Source organism: Geobacter sp. (assembly GCA_009684525.1).
Classification (GTDB): domain Bacteria; phylum Desulfobacterota; class Desulfuromonadia; order Geobacterales; family DSM-12255; genus Geoanaerobacter.
In genome coordinates this window covers 69,831-92,505 of the sequence record WKKR01000003.1, presented here as the reverse complement: position 1 = coordinate 92,505, position 22,675 = coordinate 69,831, and the positions used below count along the sequence as shown (strand labels likewise).

The 22,675-nt window shown below is 58.6% G+C and carries 19 protein-coding genes; 5 read left to right on the top strand and 14 right to left on the bottom strand.

Annotation, left to right across the window (positions count from 1 at the left end):
* Positions 1 to 9 precede the first annotated feature (9 nt).
* The 10 genes from GJT30_11395 to GJT30_11350 form a co-directional block, all read right to left on the bottom strand.
* Positions 10 to 495 carry a YajQ family cyclic di-GMP-binding protein gene (locus tag GJT30_11395; GenBank protein ID MSM40212.1) on the bottom strand — a complete coding sequence of 162 codons (486 nt, stop codon included), beginning with the start codon at positions 493 to 495 and terminating at the stop codon, positions 10 to 12.
* An 84-nt stretch (positions 496 to 579) separates the two neighbouring features.
* Entirely contained in the window at positions 580 to 1,293 is a 714-nt protein-coding gene (locus tag GJT30_11390; protein MSM40211.1) for an outer membrane lipoprotein carrier protein LolA, read from the bottom strand.
* Positions 1,294 to 1,373: 80 nt separating this feature from the next.
* Positions 1,374 to 2,234: an outer membrane lipoprotein carrier protein LolA gene (locus GJT30_11385; protein MSM40210.1), complete on the bottom strand. Its 861-nt coding sequence runs from the start codon at positions 2,232 to 2,234 to the stop codon at positions 1,374 to 1,376.
* 63 nt (positions 2,235 to 2,297) lie between these two features.
* Positions 2,298 to 3,917 carry a chemotaxis protein CheA gene (locus GJT30_11380; GenBank protein MSM40209.1) on the bottom strand — a complete coding sequence of 540 codons (1,620 nt, stop codon included), beginning with the start codon at positions 3,915 to 3,917 and terminating at the stop codon, positions 2,298 to 2,300.
* A gap of 1 nt (position 3,918) precedes the next feature.
* A complete protein-coding gene (locus tag GJT30_11375; protein ID MSM40208.1) occupies positions 3,919 to 4,398 on the bottom strand; it encodes a chemotaxis protein CheW in 480 nt (159 codons plus the stop codon).
* Positions 4,395 to 5,675 (bottom strand): HAMP domain-containing protein, encoded by a 1,281-nt coding sequence (locus tag GJT30_11370; GenBank protein ID MSM40207.1) that lies wholly within the window; start codon positions 5,673 to 5,675, stop codon positions 4,395 to 4,397. Before GJT30_11370 ends, GJT30_11375 begins: the two co-directional genes overlap by 4 nt.
* Before the next feature lie 69 nt (positions 5,676 to 5,744).
* Complete coding sequence (locus GJT30_11365) at positions 5,745 to 6,578, bottom strand: protein-glutamate O-methyltransferase CheR (protein MSM40206.1); 834 nt, start codon at positions 6,576 to 6,578, stop codon at positions 5,745 to 5,747.
* A 157-nt stretch (positions 6,579 to 6,735) separates the two neighbouring features.
* Entirely contained in the window at positions 6,736 to 7,716 is a 981-nt protein-coding gene (gene thiL, locus GJT30_11360) for a thiamine-phosphate kinase (protein ID MSM40205.1), read from the bottom strand.
* Positions 7,713 to 10,154, bottom strand: coding sequence for an endopeptidase La (lon, locus tag GJT30_11355; GenBank protein MSM40204.1), 2,442 nt, complete (start codon positions 10,152 to 10,154; stop codon positions 7,713 to 7,715). The genes thiL and lon overlap by 4 nt, the downstream gene beginning before the upstream one ends.
* 29 nt (positions 10,155 to 10,183) lie before the next feature.
* Positions 10,184 to 10,627, bottom strand: a complete 444-nt coding sequence (locus GJT30_11350; protein MSM40203.1) for an Hsp20 family protein — start codon at positions 10,625 to 10,627, stop codon at positions 10,184 to 10,186.
* Positions 10,628 to 10,867: 240 nt separating this feature from the next.
* Here GJT30_11350 and GJT30_11345 point away from each other — a divergent pair, with 240 nt between their 5' ends.
* Complete coding sequence (locus GJT30_11345; protein MSM40202.1) at positions 10,868 to 12,754, top strand: tetratricopeptide repeat protein; 1,887 nt, start codon at positions 10,868 to 10,870, stop codon at positions 12,752 to 12,754.
* Between the two features lie 123 nt (positions 12,755 to 12,877).
* Here GJT30_11345 and GJT30_11340 read toward each other — a convergent pair whose 3' ends face one another.
* The 4 genes from GJT30_11340 to mqnB all read right to left on the bottom strand — a co-directional run bounded on the left by GJT30_11340 (position 12,878) and on the right by mqnB (position 16,705).
* On the bottom strand, positions 12,878 to 13,333 hold the full coding sequence (locus GJT30_11340) for a septal ring lytic transglycosylase RlpA family protein (protein MSM40201.1): 456 nt from the start codon (positions 13,331 to 13,333) through the stop codon (positions 12,878 to 12,880).
* Between the two features lie 144 nt (positions 13,334 to 13,477).
* Positions 13,478 to 15,256 (bottom strand): PAS domain S-box protein, encoded by a 1,779-nt coding sequence (locus GJT30_11335; GenBank protein ID MSM40200.1) that lies wholly within the window; start codon positions 15,254 to 15,256, stop codon positions 13,478 to 13,480.
* The gene (locus GJT30_11330; protein MSM40199.1) at positions 15,135 to 15,983 is read right to left on the bottom strand and encodes a 1,4-dihydroxy-6-naphthoate synthase; all 849 of its coding nucleotides are present in this window, start codon (positions 15,981 to 15,983) and stop codon (positions 15,135 to 15,137) included. Before GJT30_11330 ends, GJT30_11335 begins: the two co-directional genes overlap by 122 nt.
* A 2-nt stretch (positions 15,984 to 15,985) precedes the next feature.
* Entirely contained in the window at positions 15,986 to 16,705 is a 720-nt protein-coding gene (gene mqnB, locus GJT30_11325) for a futalosine hydrolase (GenBank protein ID MSM40198.1), read from the bottom strand.
* Between the two features lie 191 nt (positions 16,706 to 16,896).
* Here mqnB and GJT30_11320 point away from each other — a divergent pair, with 191 nt between their 5' ends.
* The 4 genes from GJT30_11320 to gspF all read left to right on the top strand — a co-directional run bounded on the left by GJT30_11320 (position 16,897) and on the right by gspF (position 22,665).
* Complete coding sequence (locus GJT30_11320) at positions 16,897 to 17,772, top strand: PDZ domain-containing protein (protein MSM40197.1); 876 nt, start codon at positions 16,897 to 16,899, stop codon at positions 17,770 to 17,772.
* 243 nt (positions 17,773 to 18,015) lie between these two features.
* A complete protein-coding gene (gene gspD, locus GJT30_11315; GenBank protein ID MSM40196.1) occupies positions 18,016 to 19,914 on the top strand; it encodes a type II secretion system protein GspD in 1,899 nt (632 codons plus the stop codon).
* Positions 19,911 to 21,473 (top strand): type II secretion system protein GspE, encoded by a 1,563-nt coding sequence (gene gspE / locus GJT30_11310; protein MSM40195.1) that lies wholly within the window; start codon positions 19,911 to 19,913, stop codon positions 21,471 to 21,473. The genes gspD and gspE overlap by 4 nt, the downstream gene beginning before the upstream one ends.
* Positions 21,454 to 22,665 carry a type II secretion system protein GspF gene (gene gspF, locus GJT30_11305; protein MSM40194.1) on the top strand — a complete coding sequence of 404 codons (1,212 nt, stop codon included), beginning with the start codon at positions 21,454 to 21,456 and terminating at the stop codon, positions 22,663 to 22,665. Before gspE ends, gspF begins: the two co-directional genes overlap by 20 nt.
* Positions 22,666 to 22,675: the final 10 nt, after the last annotated feature.

The following is a 22,675-nucleotide window of genomic DNA, read 5'->3' as shown; positions in this document are numbered from 1 at the left end:
TCACCCATCCTATGATCTGAAATTGATATACTGCATCTCGATGCCCAGGTCCTTGCCCTTCAGCAGGCCGATGACCTCCTGCAGGTCATCGATATTCTTGCCGGTAACCCTGACCTGATCCTCCATGATCTGCGCCTGGACCTTGAGTTTGGTTTCCTTGATGGCAGCAATGATCTCTTTCCCCTTCTCCTTGGAGACGCCCTGCTGAATGGTGATGATCTGGCGGACCATGCCGCCGGAGGCATTTTCTGCCTTGCCATACTGGAGCGATTTGATGGAAATCCCTCGCTTGAGGAATTTCGACTGGAGGATGTCTATCACTGCCTTGAGCTTGAAGTCATCGTCGGCCAGCACCTTGATGGTATCCTTCTCCTGGGTGATCTCGCTCTTGGACCCTTTGAAATCGTACCGCTGTGCAATCTCCTTCACCGTCTGATTGACGGCGTTGTCCACTTCCTGCATGTCAACCTTTGACACGATATCGAATGATGGCATTCCAAGAACCTCCTGGTGTATTGAAACTCCGAAGCAAAGATCTCCCCGGGCGGTCAGGCACCTCTTAGAATTTCGCAGCAGCGGTTACGGCTTGATGACTTCCACGCCCTTGGGTATCTTGAAGCTGAATCTGTCCGCGGCAATCCCCTGGTTGGCCCGTACCTTGCCGTATTCGATGGCAGTGCGATTCCCCATCTGGTCGTAGACAACCGACGAGAGTATTGGGAACGGCACCTGGGCTGCTCCTGAATCGCGGTACTTTGCGACCGCCGCTGCCGCGATGGTCAGCTGAAGCTTTGCAAAAGCCTGCCCCCCCTTCTTCGGCGTCAGGTCCAGTAGATAGTTACCCCTGGCATCGCGGCCTGTACCGGAGAAGGAGATAGCAAAGTCGCGCGAAACGTTTCCCATTCCGGTCAGATAATTGAGTGCCACCCCTCCCTGCGCGAGCATGGTATTGACATCGCTCACCATAACCTGCTTGTTGTCGGGGAGGTAAAACCAGACCTGTTTGCCGTTGGACACAATCTGCTGACGGGGCTTGCGGTAATCGAACCGGAACATGGCTGGACCATTGGCAGGACGTTTCATGGCCAGTTCTCCACTCCCTTTTTCATCCCGCTTAAGCGCCGTCAGGGTCGTCTTCTGACTGAAATCCGCCTGCAGATCCTTGAGAAGACGATAGCCATCCTCAAGGGTTGCCACAACCGCCTTCAAATCGGCATCACCCGCAGCCCACGTGGTGCCGGATTGAAGCAGTAACATGACCAGAGCCAATGCCAGCATCGTAAATCGTTTCATAACAATCCTTTCCCGTTACACAAAAAAGGCGACACCGGATCATGTCGCCTTATCATGCGGAGCACTCCGGCTCCCTGCCATCAGCGACTGCCGGGAGGGCGAACCGCCTGGACATCCGCAGGGATATCAAACTTGAAGAGCCCACCGGACAAACCCATGTTCGCCTTGATGTTGCTGAACTCAAGGGTGGTGGAATTCCCCTGGTGATCGATCACGGTGGTCGAGAGAATGGGAAACGCCCATTCCGGCCTGGGGAGGTCGGCCCGCCGATTGTTCTTATAGGCGGGGTTGATTATGCGGCGGCCATTCTGCACAAAACGGCGCACAGATTCGAAGCGTACCACGACAAAAAGTTTCTCGATGGATTCCATGGCGCGTCTGGGGGTGAGTTCGAGGATGTAGTTACCATCCATGTCCCTCCCCTGCTGCGAAAAGAGTATCTCAAAATCCTTGGATATCCGGGACAGACCCTGAAGAAAATTGAAACCGGAATTCCGGGCAGGATCGGAGAGATCCGGATTGAAAAATGAACTCATGTCGCTGACGATTACCTGGCGGTTTTCCGGAAGATATGTCCAGAGCGTGGAACCATCGGAGACGATTTCATGGGTCGTGGGCCGGTAGTAATCAAAACGGAACATCAGTGGATCGCGCCGCTGATAATCGGCGTTTTTCAGATAGAACTGGCCATCGGCACGCAACTCGCGATTGTTTTTCGCCAGAATGGAACGTTGGAAGAAGTCTGCCGTCAGATCAACGAGGAAAATATCATTATCGGGAGAATCATATCTGTTCGCCGAGGAGAAGGACTGCTCGACAGTATTGATCACGTCTCTCAACCCGATGTTGACCGGTGCCGGCACCGTGGTGACGGCAAAAGATGGTATCACGGCTGCCGACAGCAGCGCCAAGGCCAGGAACAAGCTTCGAAACTGCAGCATGATAGCCCCCTTAGTAGCGGGAAATTGTGCCATAATTTCACTGACAGCGCAACCTGTTATTCGTCAGAAGAGCGTGGCGGGGTCAAGGATGAAGATAATCTCGCCGTCCCCGAGGATTGCCCCTCCGGAAATCCCGCGTAACCGGTTCAACGGCCTGCCTACCGGTTTCACATGTACCTCTTTTTGCCCCAACACCCGGTCAACAGCGACACCGATCCGTCGCCCCTTGATTTCGGCTACGATTACCGGCAACAGCTCCAGCCCGGTGGCGGACAAGGGAACCCCCAGCAGTCTGTTGAGACTAACGAGCGGGATTTCCTCGTCATCCAGGGAAAACGATACGCGGCGATCCTTCACCACTACCTGGTCGCGGGACAGTTCGAGAGTTCTCAGAACGCTGGTGACCGGCACCGCTACCTTCAGATGGCCGGCAACGATCTGGAGCACATTGATTATGGCGATGGTGAGCGGGAGGCGAAGACTGATCCTGCTTCCCCTGCCCAGCTCGGAATCGATCAGCAGATCGCCTCCGAGAGCCTGTATCGTGGCCCGTACGGCATCCATGCCCACTCCGCGCCCCGATACATCCGTAACCTCGCGGGCCGTTGAGAAACCGGGCAGCGTTGTCAGCAAATAGGCTTCTCGCGGAGTCATCCGCATCCCCTCTTCCGGGGAAATGAGCGATTTTCCTACTGCCACCGCGATCAACTGTTCTGGGTCCATGCCACGACCATCGTCTTCAACGGCAATGACCACCTGATCTTTTTCACGCCAGGCAGAAAGTCGGATTCTCCCCGTTTTCGACTTTCCGGCGACGAGGCGATCTTGTGGTGGCTCCAGGCCATGATCCACCGCATTCCTCAGGATATGGACCAGGGGATCGGCCAGCTCTTCCAAAATGCCCCGATCGAGCTCGATATCCCTGCCATCTATGGCGAGCGCAACCTCCTTGCCGTTTTTCTGGGCAAGTTCCCTGACCAGCCGAGGAAAGCGCTCCGCCAACAGCGAGAATGGCATGAGCCTCACCTTCATCACCATCTGGTGCAGTTCACGTAGCAGGCGAGCCAGATCATTCAGACCTTCGGCGATGCCCTGGCCGTGCAACTGCCGATGCGCATCAAGAAGCCGGTGCTTTGTGGTAAAAAGCTCACCAGTGGTATCGATCAGCCGATCAAGGATTTCGGTCCGCACCCGGACCGTCTGGATGGATTCCCGGCTCGAAGGCGGCAACGGAGCGGAATGCGGCAGATCAGTGCAAACAGTTTCGACCGGGGAGGGAATGTTCGATTGGTCGGTTACGGCCTCCTGCGGCAAAAAAGTGATCAATCGCTGGATCAGGGGAGAGGTATTGTGTGAAAATGGTCGCTCCCCGGCAACATCATCTAGGAGCGTCGCCAGGAGGTCGGCACCCTCCAGGAGGAGAGATGCCACATCTTCGGCAAAGGAGAACTCACCTTCCCGTACCCGGCAGAGCAGATCCTCCATCTTGTGGGCAAGTTCCGCAATGGGATCGTATCCCATGGACGCTGCCATTCCCTTGAGGGAGTGTGCGGCCCTGAAAAGGGCATTGATCTTTTCCTGATCACTGGGAACCTGTTCCAGACAGAGGATCAACTCATTCAGACGACCCACATGCTCCCGCGATTCCGCCAGGAACAGATCCCGGTACTGTGACATATCCATGTCAGGTAGCTTCTCTCCTGCGGCTGTCTCCCCTGTCGCCATTGGGGGAGTGGATAATCACCTGCAGCTCCGCATCCAGTTTTTCAACAAGGTCCAAGGCCGACAACAGCTGCACCTCTCCATCATTGAGGGTCAGGAGCTGCTTCACATGCTCCTCTTCTCCTTCACGCTCGGACAGCACCTCTGCTACGGGAATAATGCGCTCCACCTCGTCCACCCAGAGCGCAAGATCGGCAAAACGCCGGTCGAGCACCAGCACCTTCCCCCCCTCCCGACTGCTCTCAAACCCCAGGTAGACCCCCAGGTCGAGCAGCGACACCAGCCTGCCATGACAGTTCATTACCCCCTTGAAGGATGGGGGGGCCAGAGGAACCGGGTAGACGGCAGGGAGTTCAGTCACCTCGGCGACTTCCGCAAGATCGAAGGCACAGCGTCTCCCGGCCATACGAAACAGGACCAAACGGCCAGGCGCATCCGTCACGGGTTGGCACCCTGTGTGCCCGCCACCCGAAAACGCTCGACGCAACGCATCAACTCATCGGACATGCGTGCCAGGTCCTGTGCCGCCAGCGCCATCTCCTGCATGGCTGCGGACTGCTCTTCGGTCGCCGCTGAGACCTCTTCGGTGGAAGCGGCATTATCCTCGGCCACCTTTGCTATCTCATCCACCATCCGGACCATCTTTTCCGCCCCCTCCGTCTGCATGTGGGAAAGGTCGGCAATGCTGTTGGCCCTTCGTTCGGTTTCAATGACCGTGGTGAGAATCTCACGGAATGCAGAGGCCGTGATGTCGATATTCTTCTTCCCCTCGCCGATGGAGCGGGAGCTTTCCGTAATGGTTTCGTACACCCGCTGGCCATCTTCCTTGATCGCCCCGATCAGCTCAACGATCTCCGCCGCAGACGTACCGGTCCCATCGGCAAGTTTTCGAACCTCTTCGGCAACGACGGCGAATCCCTTGCCGTATTCACCGGCCCTGGCAGCCTCAATGGAAGCATTAAGCGCCAACAGGTTGGTCTGGCGGGCGATCTCGACAATGATGTCGGCAATCTTTCCGACCTGTTGGAGTTTCCTGTTCAGGTCAAGGAACAGACGCCCGGAAAGCTCGACCGAATCATAGAATCCCTTCATCCGATCCAGCGAATCATTGGCCAATTCTCCGCCGCGCTGTGCGGTCACACTGGTCTGGCGGGCTGCCTTGGCCGACTCTTTCGCCCGTTTCGCCACCAGTTCCACGGAAATGGCCATCTCGTGGATCACCTTCGACCCCCTGGTCACCATCTCCGCCTGGGTCTCGGCACCACGGGATATCTGTTCTACTGCCTGGGCAACCTCCTCGGTGGAGGCATTGATTTCCAGCGCCGACGACGAAAGGGTCCGGGCCGCCTCTGAGACCCTCCCCGAGGTTTCACGGATTTGCCGGACCAGGATACGGAGGTTCTCGGCCATTACATTGATAGATTCGGCAAGGCTGTGGGTTTCATCAGGGAAATGGGAACTGCCGAGGGCAACATCCCGTGTCAGGTCCCCGGCGCTGATCGCCTCGGTAGAGGAAGTCAGGATGGCGATATTCCGGCTTACCCGACGAGAAAAGAACCAACCGAGGATGAGGCCGATGGTAATTGCCAGCACATAGGTCAGGATCGTGGTAATCTCTGGGGCATAGCCGAGCAACCGTATCAGGTCGGGGACAAAGGCCACCACCGCCACTACCACGATACAGCCGAGTATGAATTTATATCCTATCGGGATTTGCATCTACTTCCCTCCTCCTCTCCAGTGCCCGGAAACAGGGCAACGTCAGGGCCACTCGGCTCGCCGCACTGTTCAGCAGAGTGCCCGGTATATCCTTTCCACGGGACAGACCGTCTGGAATTTCTTCCGCGAATCCCCTACCAATGTTTCTGATTTGCCCAGAACCAGGAATCCTCCGCCGGCAAGCGATGCGGCAAATCCCTCAAGTATCCGCTCCTGCCGGCTGCGTTCGAAATAGATCAAGACATTTCTGCAGAAAATAAGGTCGCATGCGGGGAAGTCCCCGCTGTTGAACAGGTCGCCACGGGAAAAGGTTACCATCCCCCGAATTTCGGGAGACAATTCATATTTACCATTTATCGGCTTGAAATAACGATTCAGGAGTCCCTGATCCACTTCGACAAGCCTCTCAGTTCCGTACACTCCCTTGCGGGCAGTATCAAGGATCTCCTGATTGATGTCCGAAGCAATGATCCTGACCAGATTGTGCTCAGAGTGGACGCCAAAATGTTCTTTCAACAGCAGGGCCACGGAATACGGTTCTTCACCGCTTGAGCACCCCACACTCCAGACGGTAAAACCCGCCTTACCCGTTTCAGCCGCCTGGGCGAAGAGAACAGGGAGAATCTCCTCCTGCAGCTTGCGAAACATGGAGGGGTTGCGAAAAAAATGACTCACATGGATGGTAAGAACCTTATGGAGGAGTGCCAGTTCACGCCCATCCCGCGCAAGCAGGCGGTAATACGCTGTGGCACTGTCACTATGGGTCGCGCGGATGCGGATGTTGATCCGCCGTTTGATACATTTGTCCTTGTAACCGTCCAGCAGGAAGCCTGTTCGCTCTGCAAGGAGCTGCCGGATAAGCTCCAGATCCTCAGCGGGGATATCCGGTATGACAGCATCCATGACTCGTCCGCTTCCCTCGCTGGACATCACTCACCCTTGGCTGAAAAAACGGCGATATTCCGACTCAAGTCTGCCCCGGGGAACATTCGGCATTGCGGTTATGGTCTGCAGGAAGGACGAGAGCACCCCCAGCTTGAGAGTGCGCCGGCAGGGACTTTCAGAAGTGGCTGAATCCCAGACCCGTGGGCTGGTAAGAAGAGCCATCCGGAGCCGTGACTTGTAGCCCGGCCTCTTCGGTCACCTCTCCGATCACGGCACAGCCGATTCCTCTTGCAGACAACAATTGCCGTGCCTGCGGCAGGTACTGCCGCGGCAGCGAAAAAAGGAGTTCGTAATCCTCTCCGCCGGCCAGGGCCAATTGTATCGGCTCAGACACCAGTCTGCCCGCCTCGGCCGAAAAATATTCGGAGAGCGGAAGACGGTCAAGAAAGACCTTTGCTCCCACTCCCGAACACTCCAGGATATGGCCGAGATCGGCAAGAAGCCCGTCGCTCACGTCGATCATGGCCGTGGGGAGCCCTGCTTCGGCAAGCATAAGTCCCTCATTGCAGCGGGGAGAGGGTTCCAGGTGGCGACTGACGGCAGGGGTTTCCCGTAAGCCGGCTCTCAGCTCGGCAAGACCCAGGGCAGAGTCGCCAAGAAATCCGGTCACGCATACCAGATCGCCGGGCCGGGCTCCCTGACGGTAGACCACCCGCTCCGGAAGCTGTTCTCCCACAAGGGTTATGCTGATGACCAGCCCGCTCCGGGAAGCGCACGTATCGCCGCCGACAAGGGAAACAGCATGACATGAAGCCATGTCCAGAAGACCGCCGATGAACGGGTCGAGAAACTCCAGCGACACCGACGGCGGGATTGCCAGCGACAGGAGAAAGTGGCGCGACCGCCCACCCATGGCCGCCATATCGGAGAGATTGACCGCCAGGGACTTGCGCCCCAACGCTTCCGGGCTGGTGAACGTCAGGTCAAAATGCACCCCCTCCAGCAGCATGTCGGAGGTCAGGAGCTGGACGGTCCCCGGGCTCGGCTTCACAGCCGCGGCATCATCGCCGATGCCGCGAATTATCCCGGTGCCGGCTGCAACCCTGCCGGCGATACGGTCAATGAGCCCGAATTCACCGAGTGAACGAAGGTTCAAGCCGTGGCCCTCGGGGCCTTGGCAGTCACTCTGCGGGCGCCGCTCTTGGCGGGCGCCGATGCCTTTGAAGCCCCCTGGGGCGGCGGCGGATAAATTTCGAGGGCGACCTTGAGAACATCGTCGATCTGCTTTGCCGTGACGATCTCGACCTTCTTGAGGATATTCTTGGGAACATCCTCAAGGTCCTTCTTGTTCTGCTCGGGGATGATGATGGTCGTAATGCCGGCCCTGACAGCAGCGAGGATTTTTTCCTTGAGCCCGCCAATGGGGAGAACCTTGCCCCGCAGGGTAATCTCGCCGGTCATTGCCACATCCTTGCGCACGGGGATCTTGGTGAGAGCCGAGACCAGTGCCGTGGCCATGGTAATGCCGGCCGAGGGGCCGTCCTTCGGGATTGCCCCTGCCGGGACATGCACATGGATCTCCACGTTATGAAAGAAATCCTCCGAAAGATTCAGTTCTTTTTCCTTGGCTCGAATCCAGGAAAGGGCTGCCTGAACTGATTCCTTCATCACGTCACCCAACTGGCCGGTAAGCGTGAGCCCGCCTTTGCCGGCCATGATGGTCGCCTCGACAAGGAGGACCTCCCCGCCAACCGGTGTCCAGGCCAGACCGGTAACAAGCCCGACCTCATTCTTTTCCATCTCTTCCTCGCGGAGGAATTTTGCCGGCCCCAGATACTTGGCAACGGTAGAGGCATTCACCGCGAAGTGTCGCTTCTCTCCTTCGGCAACCTTGCGTGCAACCTTCCTGCAGATGGTGCCGATCTCCCTCTCCAGATTGCGCAGACCGGCCTCGCGGGTGTATTTGGCGATGACCGTCTTGATCGCCTCGTCGGTGATGGCGAGGTACTTGGCAGAGATGCCGTTCTCCTTGGTCTGCCGGGGCACCAGATACCGTTTGGCAATCTGCAGCTTCTCTTCCTCGGTGTAACCGGCAAGGGAGATCACCTCCATCCGGTCACGGAGCGGTCCCGGCACAGTGTCGATCTGGTTGGCCGTGGCAATGAACATGACATTGGACAGGTTAAACGGCAGGTTGATGTAATGATCGGAGAACATGAAGTTCTGTTCCGGGTCGAGAACCTCCAGCAGGGCCGAAGACGGATCGCCGCGGAAATCCGAGCCGAGCTTGTCCAGCTCGTCCAGCATGAAAACAGGGTTGTTGGACCCTGCCTGTTTCAGCCCTTGCAGGATCCGCCCCGGCAGGGCACCCACGTAAGTGCGACGGTGGCCACGGATTTCGGCCTCGTCACGAACGCCGCCCAGGGAAATCCGGACAAACTTCCTCCCCATGGAGCGGGCAATGGATTTGCCCAGAGACGTTTTGCCCACGCCGGGAGGGCCGACGAAACAGAGAATCGGGCCCTTCATCTTTTTCTTCAGTTTCCTGACCGCCAGGAACTCCAGGATGCGTTCCTTGATCTTGTCGAGATAATAGTGATCCTCATCGAGAATCTTTTTCGCCTTCTTGATATCGAGCGCATCGCGAGTCGATTTCCCCCAGGGGAGTTCGACCATCCAGTCGAGAAACGTCCTCAACATGCCCGATTCAGCGGCATCGGGATGCATCTGCTCCAGGCGCCCCAACTGTTTGAGTGCCTCTTTTTCAACCGGTGGCGGCATCTTGGCGTTTTCGATCGCCTTGCGCAACTCGGCAATCTCCTCGGCGCGGGCATCGGTCTCCCCCAACTCCTGCTGGATGGCCCGGAGTTGCTCACGGAGATAATATTCCCGCTGGCTTTTGCCCATCTCCTCTTTGGCAGCTGATTGTATCCGCGCCTGCATGTCGAGCAGTTCGTACTCCTTGTTCAGGAGTTCGTTCACCTTTTTGAGCCGCTCCATCGGGTCGAAAATCTCCAGGAGCTTCTGTGCCTCCTCGACCTTGAGCCCGATGTTGCTGGCAACCAAGTCAGCAAGGCTGCCGGGCTCCTGCATATTTTCAACAATGACCATGACCTCGGGAGAGATGACCTTGCCCAGGGAAACAATCTTGCTGAGCTGCTCCTTGATTGTCCGGATGAGCGCCTCGGTTTCCAGCGAATCGTCCAGCGCAGCCGGCTCGGTGATCCGTTCGATCCGGACGGAATAATAGGGACGCGACGCCAGATATTCGTTGATCCTTCCCTTGGTCAGCCCCTGTACCAGGATCTTCACCCGGCCATCGGGAAGCTTGAGCATCCGCATGATCATTGCCACTGTCCCGACCTCGTAAATGGCTTCGGGCTCGGGATCCTCGTCACTCACATCCTTCTGGGTCGCGAGGAATATCAGACGATCACCGGAAAGCGCATGATCGACAGCGGCAATAGAAATCTCACGCCCCACAAAAAGCGGCAGGATCATGTAGGGATAGACCACCACATCCCGCACCGGAAGCAGCGGCAGAACGTCAGGAATCTTGAGCTCTTCAGCATCCTGCTGCTTGGTAGTTTCCATAAATCACTATCTCCTTGAAGGATTCACTCTCAGTCAATAACTATGTCGCGGATTACCATCTGCCGGTCATGCAGTCTCTTGAACCGTACCGACAGTACCCCCCGGTCATACGAAGCCTGAACGCTCTGGATATCCACGCTCGGCGGAATCTCTATCATCCGCGAAAAGTGCCCGAAATGCCGCTCCACCCGGATGAAGCGGTGCCCCTTGCGGGTATGGTCCCGCCGCTTCACTCCTTCAAAAATCAGGGTAGTACAGCAGATGGAGAGCCTCAGGTCACGACGTTCGAACCCCGGCAATTCAAACTCTACAATATAGTCGTCCGCTGTCTCATAGATATCGACCAGCGGCACGTACTCCTGTTCCTGCTTGCCCGCACCCCGCTCCAGGCTGGAGAGGTAGTTGAAAATGACATCAACCTGCTGCCGGAACAAGGTCAGCCAGTCCAGAGGATCCTTGGGTATGACAGGCATCAATCCCCCTCCAGAGGAATAAACGACAATCTCCTGGAATCACTGCCACGAGGCAGACTTTCATGATTTAACCATCTTTGCCTCGAAAGTCAAGGCAACGCGGAGGAGGGGCTGGCTAAAGCGGCTATTGCCGGGGATGGACGCCCTCCAACTTTGATATGGATTGAATTTGCGGCATGCGCCATGTATAATGCGCGCTTCTTCAGCATTCCAGCGGATAGTGACACAGTGAGGAGAGCCATGAATCAACGCCTTTTGCTTATCCTTCTCTGCCTGACGGCCACCCTCACGTGCGGATTCGACTGGGGCTTCGCCGGCAAGGACAAGTGCGGAGATGCCCGCGAGATCCTGGAAGGCATCCCCTCCAGATCCGATGCAGCAGAAAGGTCCCGAATAGAAACACGGGCAGCGGAACTTTGCCCCGAAGGCCCTGCCGGACATTTCGTCAAGGGGCGAAGGCTTGCGGAAAGCGGAAAGCTGGAAAGCGCCATCGCCGAATACCGCGAGGCAGAGCGACTTGATCCCGGCTTCACCCAGGCGAGCGGCAACCTCGGACTGCTCTATCTGGAGAAAGGGATGACCGACGAAGCGGCCGTGGAACTTACCAAGGCTGTCAAATCCTCGTCGGCAGCACCCTACCACCGTGGCCTCGGCCGCATCTTTGCCCAGCGGAAGATCTACTCACTCGCCCAGTATCACTTCAACGAAGCCCTGAAATCAGCTCCGGACGACCCCCAACTCCATGCCGACCTCGCAGATACCCAGATCCAGGGAAACGACCTCGATCGTGCCGAATCCGAATACAATCAAGCCCTCTCCATCAACCCGGCATTTGAGCCGGCTCGCCTTGGCTTGGCCAAGGTCTACCTGGCCCGCAAGCAGACCGACAAGGCACTCGACGAGCTGAAAAAGGCCCAGAACGCACATCCCCAGAGCAAAGAAGTCCACCGGCGCCTCGGAGAACTGTACGAACAGCTTGGAGACAAGAAATCCGCCGACTATGAATTCCTGCTCGCCGGTGTTGCCCAGAATCCCCAAGCCGACCAGCCCCAGGAATATCTGAAAAACGGCGATGCGTTTCTTGCCGAAAAGAACTACGACAAGGCAGTGGCCGAATACCGGAAAGCTATTAAGATAAAACCCGCCTGGGCAGAAGCAAAGCAGAAACTCGGGGATGCCCTTGCCGCCAGCGACAAGCTCGATGAAGCCATTGCCGCCTACCAGGAAGCATCACGCCTCAAGGCCGACGATGAGGGGCTGCACTACAAGCTGGGAATTCTCTACGAAAAGAAAGGGCTTCTCGACGAAGCAGTCGTAGAATACCGGCAGTCGTTAAAATTCGCTGGAGAAAAAGGGGATACCCGCCAGCGCCTTGGAGATATCTACGCCTCGCGCGGCAGCACCCCCCAGGCAATAGAACAGTACCGAGAACTCCTCAAGCTGCGAAACGAGGATGTCCAGCTGCACCTGAAACTCGCCAGGCTCTATGGCAATGCCAAGGACCCCAAAGATGCGATCGCCGAATATCAGGAAATCATCAAAATCAAGCCCGACTCGCTCGATGCCCACCACGAACTAGCGCTTCTCTATCGCAAGCACGGCATGGGAGACGAGGCTGAACGCGAATTCAAAGAGATACTCCGGCTGAAGAAAGACGATGTCGAGGCTCGCAACGCCCTCACCACCATCTACGTTAAGAACAAGAACTACGACGACTTGATCACGCTGCTCAAGGAAAACGTAGAACTCAACCCCAAGGACGCCAACAGTCACTACAAACTCGGTTTGGTCTACGAATTCAAAAAGAACTACGAAGACGCCCTGGCCTCATACAAGGAAGCGGTCGCTCTTAAGGATGATCATGCAAAAGCCTTGAACGCCCTCGGCCGTGTCTATATGAAAACCGGTCACATTAACGAGGCAAAAGAGGCTCTGGAGTCCGCAAAGAGGGCCGACCCGACCCTCGAAGAGCCAACTGTCCTGTTGAGCAACATTCGTGACGAACTCTCCCCCGACACTAAGAAGTACAAGAAGAAAAAAGGGAAAGCAAAAAAGGGGAAAATTTCAAAAAAGGTGTCGAAAACAAAAAAGAAAAAGAAGACGACAACCAAGAGCAAATCCCGCTAACGACAAACTGGTCGGAGAGCTGACAGCAGCCTCGCCGCCTGCACGCTGCCGGAAAAGGAAACGGCCGGGATAATCCTCCCGGCCGTTTCCTTTTTTTCGCCCTGTGATTTTTTATTGTACCTGTTACCCCGCGTCGTCCTCATTCATCGCGATGATCTTGACCCGAGTAGTCCCCTTTCCCAGGAATCCGAGCTTGCGTGCAGCTGCCCGGGAAAGATCGATGAACGGCTTCTTGCGTGGCTTGCAACGGTCATTCACTGTCACCACCACTTCCCGACCACTGTTAAGGCAGATAACCTTGACCTTGGTGCCAAAGGGAAGCGAGGAATGTGCCGCTGTCATTTTTCCGGGGTTATACCGTGCCCCCGAGGTTGTCCGTCTACCCTTGTAGCGTTTGGCGTAATACGAGGCAAACCCCTCGTCTCCATCCGCCGCTGGTTGTGCCTGTTCGGCACTCTGCGCTTGACCACTCTTCTCGGTAACGGTTTCGGCCTGCACAGGAAGTGTGTGGAGCGGCAGAAACAGCTGTGTGACGACAAGTATCGCCAACAGGCTGCCCCGCAGATTCACTGGCGCCATGCGCACCTCCTTTTTGGGCGAGGCAACCTTATAGCACACCCTCATCCCGAGGGTCAAGGCAAAATCCCGTATTTTTAGCGTATCATATTGTAATACAACGATTTTTATGGGGCAGGCACTACCAGGGTCTTGCAGTGGGTTCGTCTACTTCCGGCTGGGAAAGGTGTTGCATCCCGATGCCTCCAGCTCACGGACGGCCTGTTCGAGCTGCGCTGAAACCTGCTTGAGTTCGGTGGTGTCGTGGATGGTGATGACCGTTCCGGAAAGCTCCTGCATCTTTTCATCCTGAAAGGGATAGGGGTTGAGGACGTACCAGCGGTCGGACGGCTCGTGATAGAGTTCCATGCTCTGGAGATAGATCATACCGGTGATCAGGTCATACTGATGGAGCAGCTCGACCCAGTCGGCGCCGAGGATCTCGCTGTAGGGGAGCCTGACGAAATCCTGGAACGCCCGGTTGCACCGCTTGATCTTTCCTTCGCTATCCGCCAGGATGACCATGTCTCCCACATGGTCCATGGTCATTTCCCACTCTTTCTTGACGGTCTCCACCTGGTTGAAGAGCAGGGTCAACTCGTGGTGCTTCTTGATCAGTTCCTTCTGGCTGTCCAAAAGCTCCTTTTCCAGCTGTCGCTGTTCGGTGACATCCCTGGAAACCGCGATGAGGTAGGCCTCGCCGTTGAATTCGATCACCTCTGCCGACCAGAGCATGGTGCGTGTCTCCCCCGACCTGATGCGGAACCTGGTTTCGAGATTGCGGACCTTGCCGTACTCGTCGAGCAGCTTGAGCATCCTGACCCTGTCGCGAGGGTCGAACCAGATCCCCAGTTCAATGGAGGTCTTGCCGATGACATCCTCGCGCCGGTAACCGGTAATGCCCAGAAACGCGTCGTTCACCTCTATGTAGCGCCCATCGGCAACCCGCGTCATCACCACCCAGTCCGGGCTCGAATGGAATGCCTTGGAATACTTCTCCTCCATGAGACGGAGCGCATCCTCGGAACTGCGTCGCTCGGTGATATCCTGCACCGTGCCGACCATCCAGACAGGCCTGCCGTCTTCGGCAAAGGTGACCTCTCCCTGCTGGTGCACGATCCGTTCGCCCCCCGACGGGATGATCAGGCGATGTTCGAAGCTGTACGCCTGGCGGTCATAGAGAGCCTGGTTGATCTTGAGGTTGACCAGGCTCCGGTCGTCGGGGTGGACAATGCGGAGAAAAGCCTCGTAGGAGGCGGGAAACGCCTGCGGATAGAGCCCGAAAATCCGGTAGATCTCATCGGACCAGGTCATCTCGTTAGTAAGGATATTCCACTCCCAGTTCCCCACATGGGCGATCATCTGCGCCTTGGCCAGACCCTCGGCACTCTTGCGCAAAGCCTCTTCGGTCCTGTTTCTCTGCAGGGCATAGCGCAAGGAGCGTTCCAGGAGCGCTGCGTTCAGCTCTCCCTTGAGCAGGAAATCCACCGCACCCGACTGCATCGCCTCCAGGTCGATCTCCCGGTTGTTGATCCCGGTCAGAACGATGATCGGGGCCTGGCATCCCGCGCCCTTTGCCTCCTTGATCAGCTCGATCCCGTTCCGTCCGCGAAGGTTGTAATCGAGGAGGTAGATATCGTGGCTTTTGCGGAGCATGGTTTCACGCCCCACCTCGAATCCCGACACCCACTCGAGCTCGAATGACCCCCACCTGCTGGCAGCAAGGAATTCACGAGTTATGACGTAATCGTCCTCATCGTCGTCGATCAACAGCACTTTGATTACGCGCTCTTCCATGTGCTCCTTTGCGACAGCCCGGTTCGTATCAGTCGGCAAATATCCCGCGGGAACTCCGGGGGATGACCCCGGCAGCGGCAGCCCTTTCCAGGAGGACCTCCACGGCCCGCACTCCCTCTTCCCCCAGGTCCAGCGAGAACTCGTTGACATAGAGGTTGATGTGGGCAGCACAGACCTCGTCGGAAAGCTCCTGGGCATGATGACGGATGTAATCGAGGCTGGCCGCAGGGTTGGCCCTGGCATGGGCCACGCTGGCAGCAAGCCCCCGATCCAGGGCAGCAATGGCCTCTCTTCCCAGCGAACGCCTGGCAACGATCCCGCCAAGGGGGATGGGAGCGCCGGTGGTCTCTTCCCACCACTCCCCCAGGTCCAAAAGCTTCACCAATCCCAGCCCTTCAAAGGTAAACCGCGACTCATGGATGATCACGCCGGCAGCCACCTCGCCCCGGCTCACGCTCTCCATGATCCGGTGGAACGGCATAAACACGAGCCGGGACAATCCGGGATCAAACAGCCTGAGCAGAAGGCATGCCGTGGTGAACTCCCCCGGCACGGCAATCGGCTTGTTGCGCAGCTCCGCGAGAGAAACCCGGTTCGCGGCCACGAGGAGCGGACCGCACCCCCTGCCGAGCGCGCCTCCAGCACGGAGGAGGCAATAGGCATCGCGCACATGCCCGAACAGGTGATAGGAGACCTTGCTCATATCCAGCTCGCCCGCCAGCACCAGCCGGTTCAGGGTTTCCACGTCCTCCAGCCGCTCCTGCAGCAGAAAGGGAGTCTGAATCAGTCCATGCACCAGGGCGTGGAAGATATGGGTATCATTAGGACAGGGCGAATAGCCCAGGGTAAGGGTTGTGGCGTGCTGGTGGCAGCCCATGATCAATAATGCTCCAGATACCTGAGAATGAAGCGCTGTGCCTGCTCCATGGCAAGGGACAGATCCCATCGCGAAAGATCGCGGTCCTCGACCAAATTGCTGATGCCACGGAGTTCCAGACAGTCGATACCATACTGAAGGGCGACCTGAGCGGCAGCAGCGCCCTCCATGTTTTCGCAGAGACCGCTGAAACGGGCATAGAGCTCGCGCCCACGCTGGGAAGTCCCACTACAGGTGGAGACGGTCACGAAGCGCCCCCGACGCAAGGGGAGATCCAGGGCCGAGGCAAGCTGCATCGCCCGCTCGGTCGGGGCAAAGGTGAGCGGAAATTCGTTGAAATATCGGGTCTCTTTGCGCTCCAGGGAGGGGATACCGATATATTCCAGCGATTCCCACCCCGAGGGTGTCGCAACCCCCTCGTCGCCCAAGACCTCGCTGCTGGCCAGCGCCAGCTCCCCGACTTCGAGCCCACTTTCCGGATAGGCGCCGGCACAGCCGGTATTGATGATCAGCCGGGGACTGCACTGCAAAATGAGGGAGGTCAATCCCATGGCCGTATTGATCTTGCCAATGCCGGTAGCTGCAACCAGGACATCCCGGCCCCGGATCTTTCCGCTGAAGAGCTCGGGAAAACCCGCTCCCTGTTCGCTCTTACCCTGCAGTGAGCGAACCAGAAGCGCAAGCTCCTGAGCCACCGACGCAATCACCAGGATCGGCTGCATACGCTGCTCTCCCACCCCCAAAATGCCGGGATAATACCACAGCACCCGGATTGCATCAACTCCGTTCTGGCAGAGGCGGCTTATTGGCCGGATGCCGGCGCAGCAGCCCGCCCTGCCCCTCTTTTCCCTTGCATACGACCCCTAAATTCATTATTATTCGGCAGTTTCTCCATCATGCAAAGGGTTTTCCCATGGATAAATGGATAACGCCGGTCAACAGCAGCCTGGCGCTTTTCATCATAATGGCCCTGGCCATGATTACCGCCGACCTGTTCTCCTCCCGGCTCGCCAAGACCTTTCCCGTTTCCTCAACGGCACGTACGTCTTCGGCCGTGGCTACTACAAATGTGGAGGGGCTCGCCTCCTTTGCACCGATCCTGGAACTGGGGCTGTTCGGCCCCGCCACCAGGGGAAAACTGACCCCCATCGTTGCCGCGCAGCAGCAGGGGACAACCTCCACGGTCAACCAGGGAGACCTGCTCCTGCTCGGTACGGCTGTCGGCTCGTTCCGGGAGACGTTTGCCCTGATCCAGAAAACGAGCACCAAGGAAGAGCGCGTCTTCCGCCTGGGAGACACGGTATTCACCGGCGGCCGGTTGGTGGCGGTCCACAAGGATTTTGCCGACATCGTGGTCGCCGGACGGCCGATCAGGATATTCTCTCCTACAGCCCCCATGGGCGCAGCCGGCGCTTCGCCGCCATCCACGATTCCCCCATCTCAGACCGGCCTGGCAACCCAGGTCTCCTCCGGGAGTTACATCATCGACCAGCGCGCCCTCAACGCCGCACTCGACAATATCGGCCAGGCCATGACCGACGCCCGCCTGCTCCCCAGCTCCAAAGAGGGGAAGGTTGAAGGATTCAAGGTCTCGGAGGTCCGCCCTTCCGGCATCTTCGCCATGATCGGGATCAAGAACGGCGACGTTCTGCTCCGACTCAACGACTTTGCCATCGACTCCCCGGAAAAGGCCATCCAGTCGCTGGCATCCCTGAAGGGACAGACCAGGATCAAGCTCGACCTGATCCGCGATGGCCAGCCGGCAACATTCAGTTATGACATACGCTAGCGCGAGGCTGACAGACATGGCTGTCCGAGGAGATGCCCACGAACGGCAAACCGGGGATCGCTTAACGACGGCATCTAAAGGGTTGTCGAAAACCTCAGGTTGTTCAAAAACGGTCAGGTCGTCGCATCCGCAGAAAGCCCCGCGGAGGCTTGAGCCACGCTACGCCGCACAAGGCGGCTTTTCGAGGACGGCGGCGAGATGGCTGGTTTTCAACAACCTGCTAGCCGATAGAGGAGGACTCTCTTGAAGATACGCATAGCCCGGATCATCATCGCCATTACCCTCCTCTGCCTGCCGGTCCAGGCACTGGCCAAGGGGGTGGTACTCAACTTCAACGACGTGGATATCGCCACCATGGTGAAGTTCATCAGCGACCTCACCGGGCGCAACTTCATCATGGACGAACGGGTGAAGGGGAAGATATCGGTCTATTCTCCGACCAAACTCTCCACCGAAGACGCCTTCAACGTCTTCACGTCGGTTCTGGAGCTGAAAGGCTTCACGATTGTCCCCTCCGGAAAGGTTTACAAAGTCGTTCCCACGTCAGTCGCCAAGCAGAGCGGCACCAGGATCTTCGAAGAGGGTGACCGCCTGCCGGTGAACGATTCCTACGTTGCCAGGGTCATCTCCCTGCAACATATCTCCGCCAGCGAGGCAATGGCGTTTCTGCAACCGATGGTCTCCAAGGATGGCAGCATTGCCGTCTTCGGCCCCGGCAACCTCCTCCTTGTGGTCGATGCGGCACTCAATATCCAGAAGCTCCTCGATATCGTGCAGGCGATCGATACCGAGCAACGCCGCGAAGGGCTCGAACTGGTCTTCCTGAAAAACGCCTCGGCAGAGAGCGTTGCCAACGTGGTCCGCGAATGGCTCGGGAGCAAGGACAAAGGGACAAAACCCGGCGGGATGCAAGCCACGTCCGGCAGTACCACGGTCGTTGCCGACACCCGGCTGAACGCCCTGATGGTGTTCGGCTCCGATGCCATGAAAGAAGACGTGAAGCGGCTGGTGGCACTCGTCGACGTGGCCCCCCCCAGTACCAGCAGCAAGGTGAATGTCTACTACCTGGAGAATGCCGATGCCACCGAGGTCGCCAAGCTGCTGGAGGGTGTGGTGAAAGGCTCCACTGCCACACCGGCCGCAGGTCAGGCACAGACTGCCGCCGCAACGCAGCAGTCCCCCTTTGAAGGGGGGAAGATCTCCATCACCGCGGACAAGTCGACCAATGCCCTAGTCATCATGGCTTCACCCACGGACTACCAGAACCTGCTCCAGGTCATCCAGAAGATCGACCGACGGCGGCGCCAGGTCTTTGTCCAGGCGATCATCGCCGAAGTCTCTCTGGACAAGCTGCATGAACTCGGGCTCCAGTGGGGGATGCTCGGTGCCGCGTCGGACGGGAAATACGCCACCGTTGTCGGCCAATACGACCCGCAGGGGGCCATCTCGACCATCCTTTCCACCCTGACGACCTCGGGAACCAGCAACCTCATCACCATCCCGAGCCTGGGGACTCCAGCGAACTTTGCCGCGGTGCTCAAGGCCCTGGACACGAACGGCGCCGTCAACGTCCTCTCCACCCCCAACATCCTGACCTCGGACAACAAGGAAGCTGAGATCTTCGTCGGCGAGAACGTGCCGTTCGTAACCGCCACCAACCTCTCCTCCACCGGACTCTCCCAGCAGTCGGTGGAACGGAAGGACACCGGCATCACCCTCAAGCTGACCCCTCAGATCAGCGAAGGGGAATATGTCAAGCTCGACATCTACCAGGAGATCTCCGCGGTCAAGGACAGCAAGGGGCAGGCCACCGACCTGGTAACGACCAAGCGTTCCGCCAAGACCTCGGTGGTGGTGAAAGACAAGGATACCGTGGCGATCGGCGGCCTGATCCAGGACCAGGACCAGGAAACCATCAACAAGGTCCCGCTTCTGGGTGACATCCCGTTTCTGGGCTGGCTGTTCAAATACAAGAAGGTCTCGCGCACCAAGACCAACCTGATGATCCTCCTCACCCCCCGGATCGTCCGGGACGCCGCCGATCTGGCCGACATCTCCCAGCAACAGAAGGAGCGTTTCGGCCAGGCCACCGAACGGACCGAACCGGTGAATATCCGGAATGAGCTGAACCGCACGCCATGACCGTAACTCTCGACCCAGCAGCATTGGCAGCCCGACTGGATCTGCCGTTCCAGGAAGAGATCGACGATTCCCAGGTGGATACGGTGCTTTTGCACAAGCTGCCACTCGCATTCGCCCGCAACCGTCAGGTCCTCCCCCTGCACCTTGTTGATGGCAGGTTGCTGGTTGCCATGGGCGACCCCACCGACCTCCTGGCACTGGACGAACTGCGCGGGCTCTATGGCTCACCGCCCCAGGGGGTGGTAGTGCCGCGCCCGCAGGTGCTCGACGCCATCAACCGTCACTATTCCCGCCTGGCCGGATCGGCCCAGGACGTGGTGGAGGAACTGGAAGGAGAAGATCTCTCCACCATCGCCACCGAGCTTTCCCGGCCCCGCGACCTGATGGAGCTGGCCGACGAGGCGCCGGTGATCCGCCTGCTCAACTCCATCCTCTTCCAGGCGGTCAAGGAGCGGGCCAGCGATATCCACATCGAACCGTTCGAGCAGGAGCTGGAGGTACGCTTCCGGATCGACGGCATCCTCTACCGGATGCTGACCCCCCCCAAGGTGGTGCAGGATGCCCTGACCTCCCGGGTCAAGATCATGGCCGGGCTGAACATCGCGGAAAAGCGGCTCCCCCAGGACGGCCGTCTCCGGGTCATCGTGGCCGGTCGCGACGTGGACATCCGCGTCTCCATCATCCCGACCTTTTTCGGCGAGCGGGTCGTCCTGCGACTTCTGGACAAGCAGAAGGGGGTCATCTCGCTGGCCAACATCGGGCTGGCACCCGGCCAGGTCGCGCTCATGGAGCGGCTTCTGTCGCGCTCCAACGGCATCATCCTCGTCACCGGCCCGACAGGCAGCGGCAAGACCACCACTCTCTATGCGGCACTCTCCCGGCTCAACTCGCCGGAGAAAAACATCATCACCATCGAAGACCCGATCGAATACCAGTTGAAGGGGGTGGGGCAGATCCAGGTCAACGCCAGGATCGACCTGACCTTTGCCAACGGTCTGCGCTCCATCCTCCGCCAGGACCCGGACATCATCATGGTGGGGGAGATCCGCGACGCGGAGACCGCCGAGATCGCCATGCAGGCGAGCCTCACCGGCCACCTGGTACTGTCGACCCTCCACACCAACGACGCAGCCAGTGCGGTAACGCGGCTCATCGACATGGGGATCGAGCCGTTCATGGTCGCCTCCACCCTTTCGGCGGTCATTGCCCAGCGTCTGGTCCGGGTCATCTGCCCACACTGTCGCGAAGAATATGCGCCCGACCGGGAGTATCCCGGCATCACCCTCCCGCCGACCCTCTACCGCGGGCGTGGCTGCGACAAGTGCTTCAACCTCGGCTCCATCGGCCGGATCGGCATCTACGAGATGCTCCTGATCGACAGCGAGATCTGCAGCATGATCATGCAGCGCAAACCCGCCGGACTGATCAAGGAGTACGCCATCTCCCGCAGCATGCAGACCCTGCGCGACGACGGCCTTGCCAAGGTCGCTGCGGGGATCACCACCATCGAGGAAGTGCTCAGGGTGACCCAGGACGATTATGCCGACCTTCCGCTATAGCGCATACAAGGCCGCCGGAGCGGAGGTCAGCGGCACCATCGAAGCCGAAAGCCTGCGCGACGCGCAGATGCGCCTGAAAAAGGAGGGGCTCTTTGCCAAGGATATCTCGCCCCTTGGAACCGGGACGGGAGAGGTTCGCGGCTGGCGGCTGCGCCGCGGCGTATCCCTGCCGGAACAGGCCCTGGCAACCCGCAGGCTTGCCACCCTGCTCGGCTCGTCTGTGCCGGTCTTCGAGGCGGTCAGCGCCTTGCAGGAGCAGGAGCGTCCCGGTGAATTGAAAAACATCCTCGGCAGGGTCAGGGAGCGGCTCCGGGAAGGGATACCCCTGGCAAGGGCCTTTGCTGCCGAGCCCCATGTCTTCAACGACAGTTACGTGGCAATGGTTGCTGCCGGGGAAGCAAGCGGCGCCCTGGAATCGGTCCTGGAAAGGCTCGCCGAATTCCTGGAAGATCAGGCGGCCATCCGGAGCAAGGTTTCCACAGCCCTGGCCTATCCGATCCTGATGATGGTGGTGGGTGGCGGGGTCATGCTGTTCCTGCTCGCCTTCGTCATCCCCAAGATCGTGGTCGTTTTCGAGCAGAACCGGGCGGCGCTCCCCCTGATCACCGTCGCCCTCATGGCAGTCAGCCACTTTTTCCAGCAGTGGTGGTGGCTGGTGGTCATTGTCGCCTGCGGCCTGGCACTGCTCTATGACCGGCTCCGCCACCGCCCCGATGTCCAAGAGTGGCGCGACCGCATGGTGCTCAGGCTCCCCCTGGCCGGGCCGCTGGTTCAGAAACTGGCCCTGGCACGCCTGGGCAGGGCGCTGGGACTGCTGCTCGTCAGCGGGGTCCCGATGATACGGGCACTGGAGATCGCCGCCGAGGTCGTGGCCAACCGCACCTACCGCAGCGTGCTCAACCAGGTCAAGGCCGAGATCATCGAGGGGGGCCGGCTCTCCGCCAGTCTCGGCAGGAGCCCCCTCTTCCCGCCGCTCCTGATCCATATGATCGCCGTCGGCGAACGGGGGGGCGAACTGGAGCAGATGCTGATCAGGGCCGGCGCCGCCTTTGAGAAGGAGTTCGAGACCGCCGTTACCCGTGGCATGGCACTGCTGGAACCGTTGCTGGTTCTCGGGATGGGCCTGGCCGTCGGGACCGTGGTGATGGCAGTGCTGCTCCCCATATTCCAGATGAATCAACTGATCAAATAACAGCAGACCC

Coding starts and splice junctions, on each gene's coding strand:
- GJT30_11370 (MSM40207.1), bottom strand. CDS start 5,675: ATGCAAATCCCGATAGGATATAAATTCATACTCGGCTGTATCGTGGTA.
- GJT30_11385 (MSM40210.1), bottom strand. CDS start 2,234: ATGCTGCAGTTTCGAAGCTTGTTCCTGGCCTTGGCGCTGCTGTCGGCA.
- gspF (MSM40194.1), top strand. CDS start 21,454: ATGCCGACCTTCCGCTATAGCGCATACAAGGCCGCCGGAGCGGAGGTC.
- GJT30_11330 (MSM40199.1), bottom strand. CDS start 15,983: ATGGGCTGCCACCAGCACGCCACAACCCTTACCCTGGGCTATTCGCCC.
- GJT30_11320 (MSM40197.1), top strand. CDS start 16,897: ATGGATAAATGGATAACGCCGGTCAACAGCAGCCTGGCGCTTTTCATC.
- GJT30_11395 (MSM40212.1), bottom strand. CDS start 495: ATGCCATCATTCGATATCGTGTCAAAGGTTGACATGCAGGAAGTGGAC.
- gspE (MSM40195.1), top strand. CDS start 19,911: ATGACCGTAACTCTCGACCCAGCAGCATTGGCAGCCCGACTGGATCTG.
- GJT30_11335 (MSM40200.1), bottom strand. CDS start 15,256: ATGTCAACGAGTTCTCGCTGGACCTGGGGGAAGAGGGAGTGCGGGCCG.
- mqnB (MSM40198.1), bottom strand. CDS start 16,705: ATGCAGCCGATCCTGGTGATTGCGTCGGTGGCTCAGGAGCTTGCGCTT.
- GJT30_11350 (MSM40203.1), bottom strand. CDS start 10,627: ATGCCTGTCATACCCAAGGATCCTCTGGACTGGCTGACCTTGTTCCGG.
- GJT30_11345 (MSM40202.1), top strand. CDS start 10,868: ATGAATCAACGCCTTTTGCTTATCCTTCTCTGCCTGACGGCCACCCTC.
- GJT30_11340 (MSM40201.1), bottom strand. CDS start 13,333: ATGGCGCCAGTGAATCTGCGGGGCAGCCTGTTGGCGATACTTGTCGTC.
- GJT30_11380 (MSM40209.1), bottom strand. CDS start 3,917: ATGGATATGTCACAGTACCGGGATCTGTTCCTGGCGGAATCGCGGGAG.
- lon (MSM40204.1), bottom strand. CDS start 10,154: ATGGAAACTACCAAGCAGCAGGATGCTGAAGAGCTCAAGATTCCTGAC.
- GJT30_11365 (MSM40206.1), bottom strand. CDS start 6,578: ATGGATGCTGTCATACCGGATATCCCCGCTGAGGATCTGGAGCTTATC.
- GJT30_11390 (MSM40211.1), bottom strand. CDS start 1,293: ATGAAACGATTTACGATGCTGGCATTGGCTCTGGTCATGTTACTGCTT.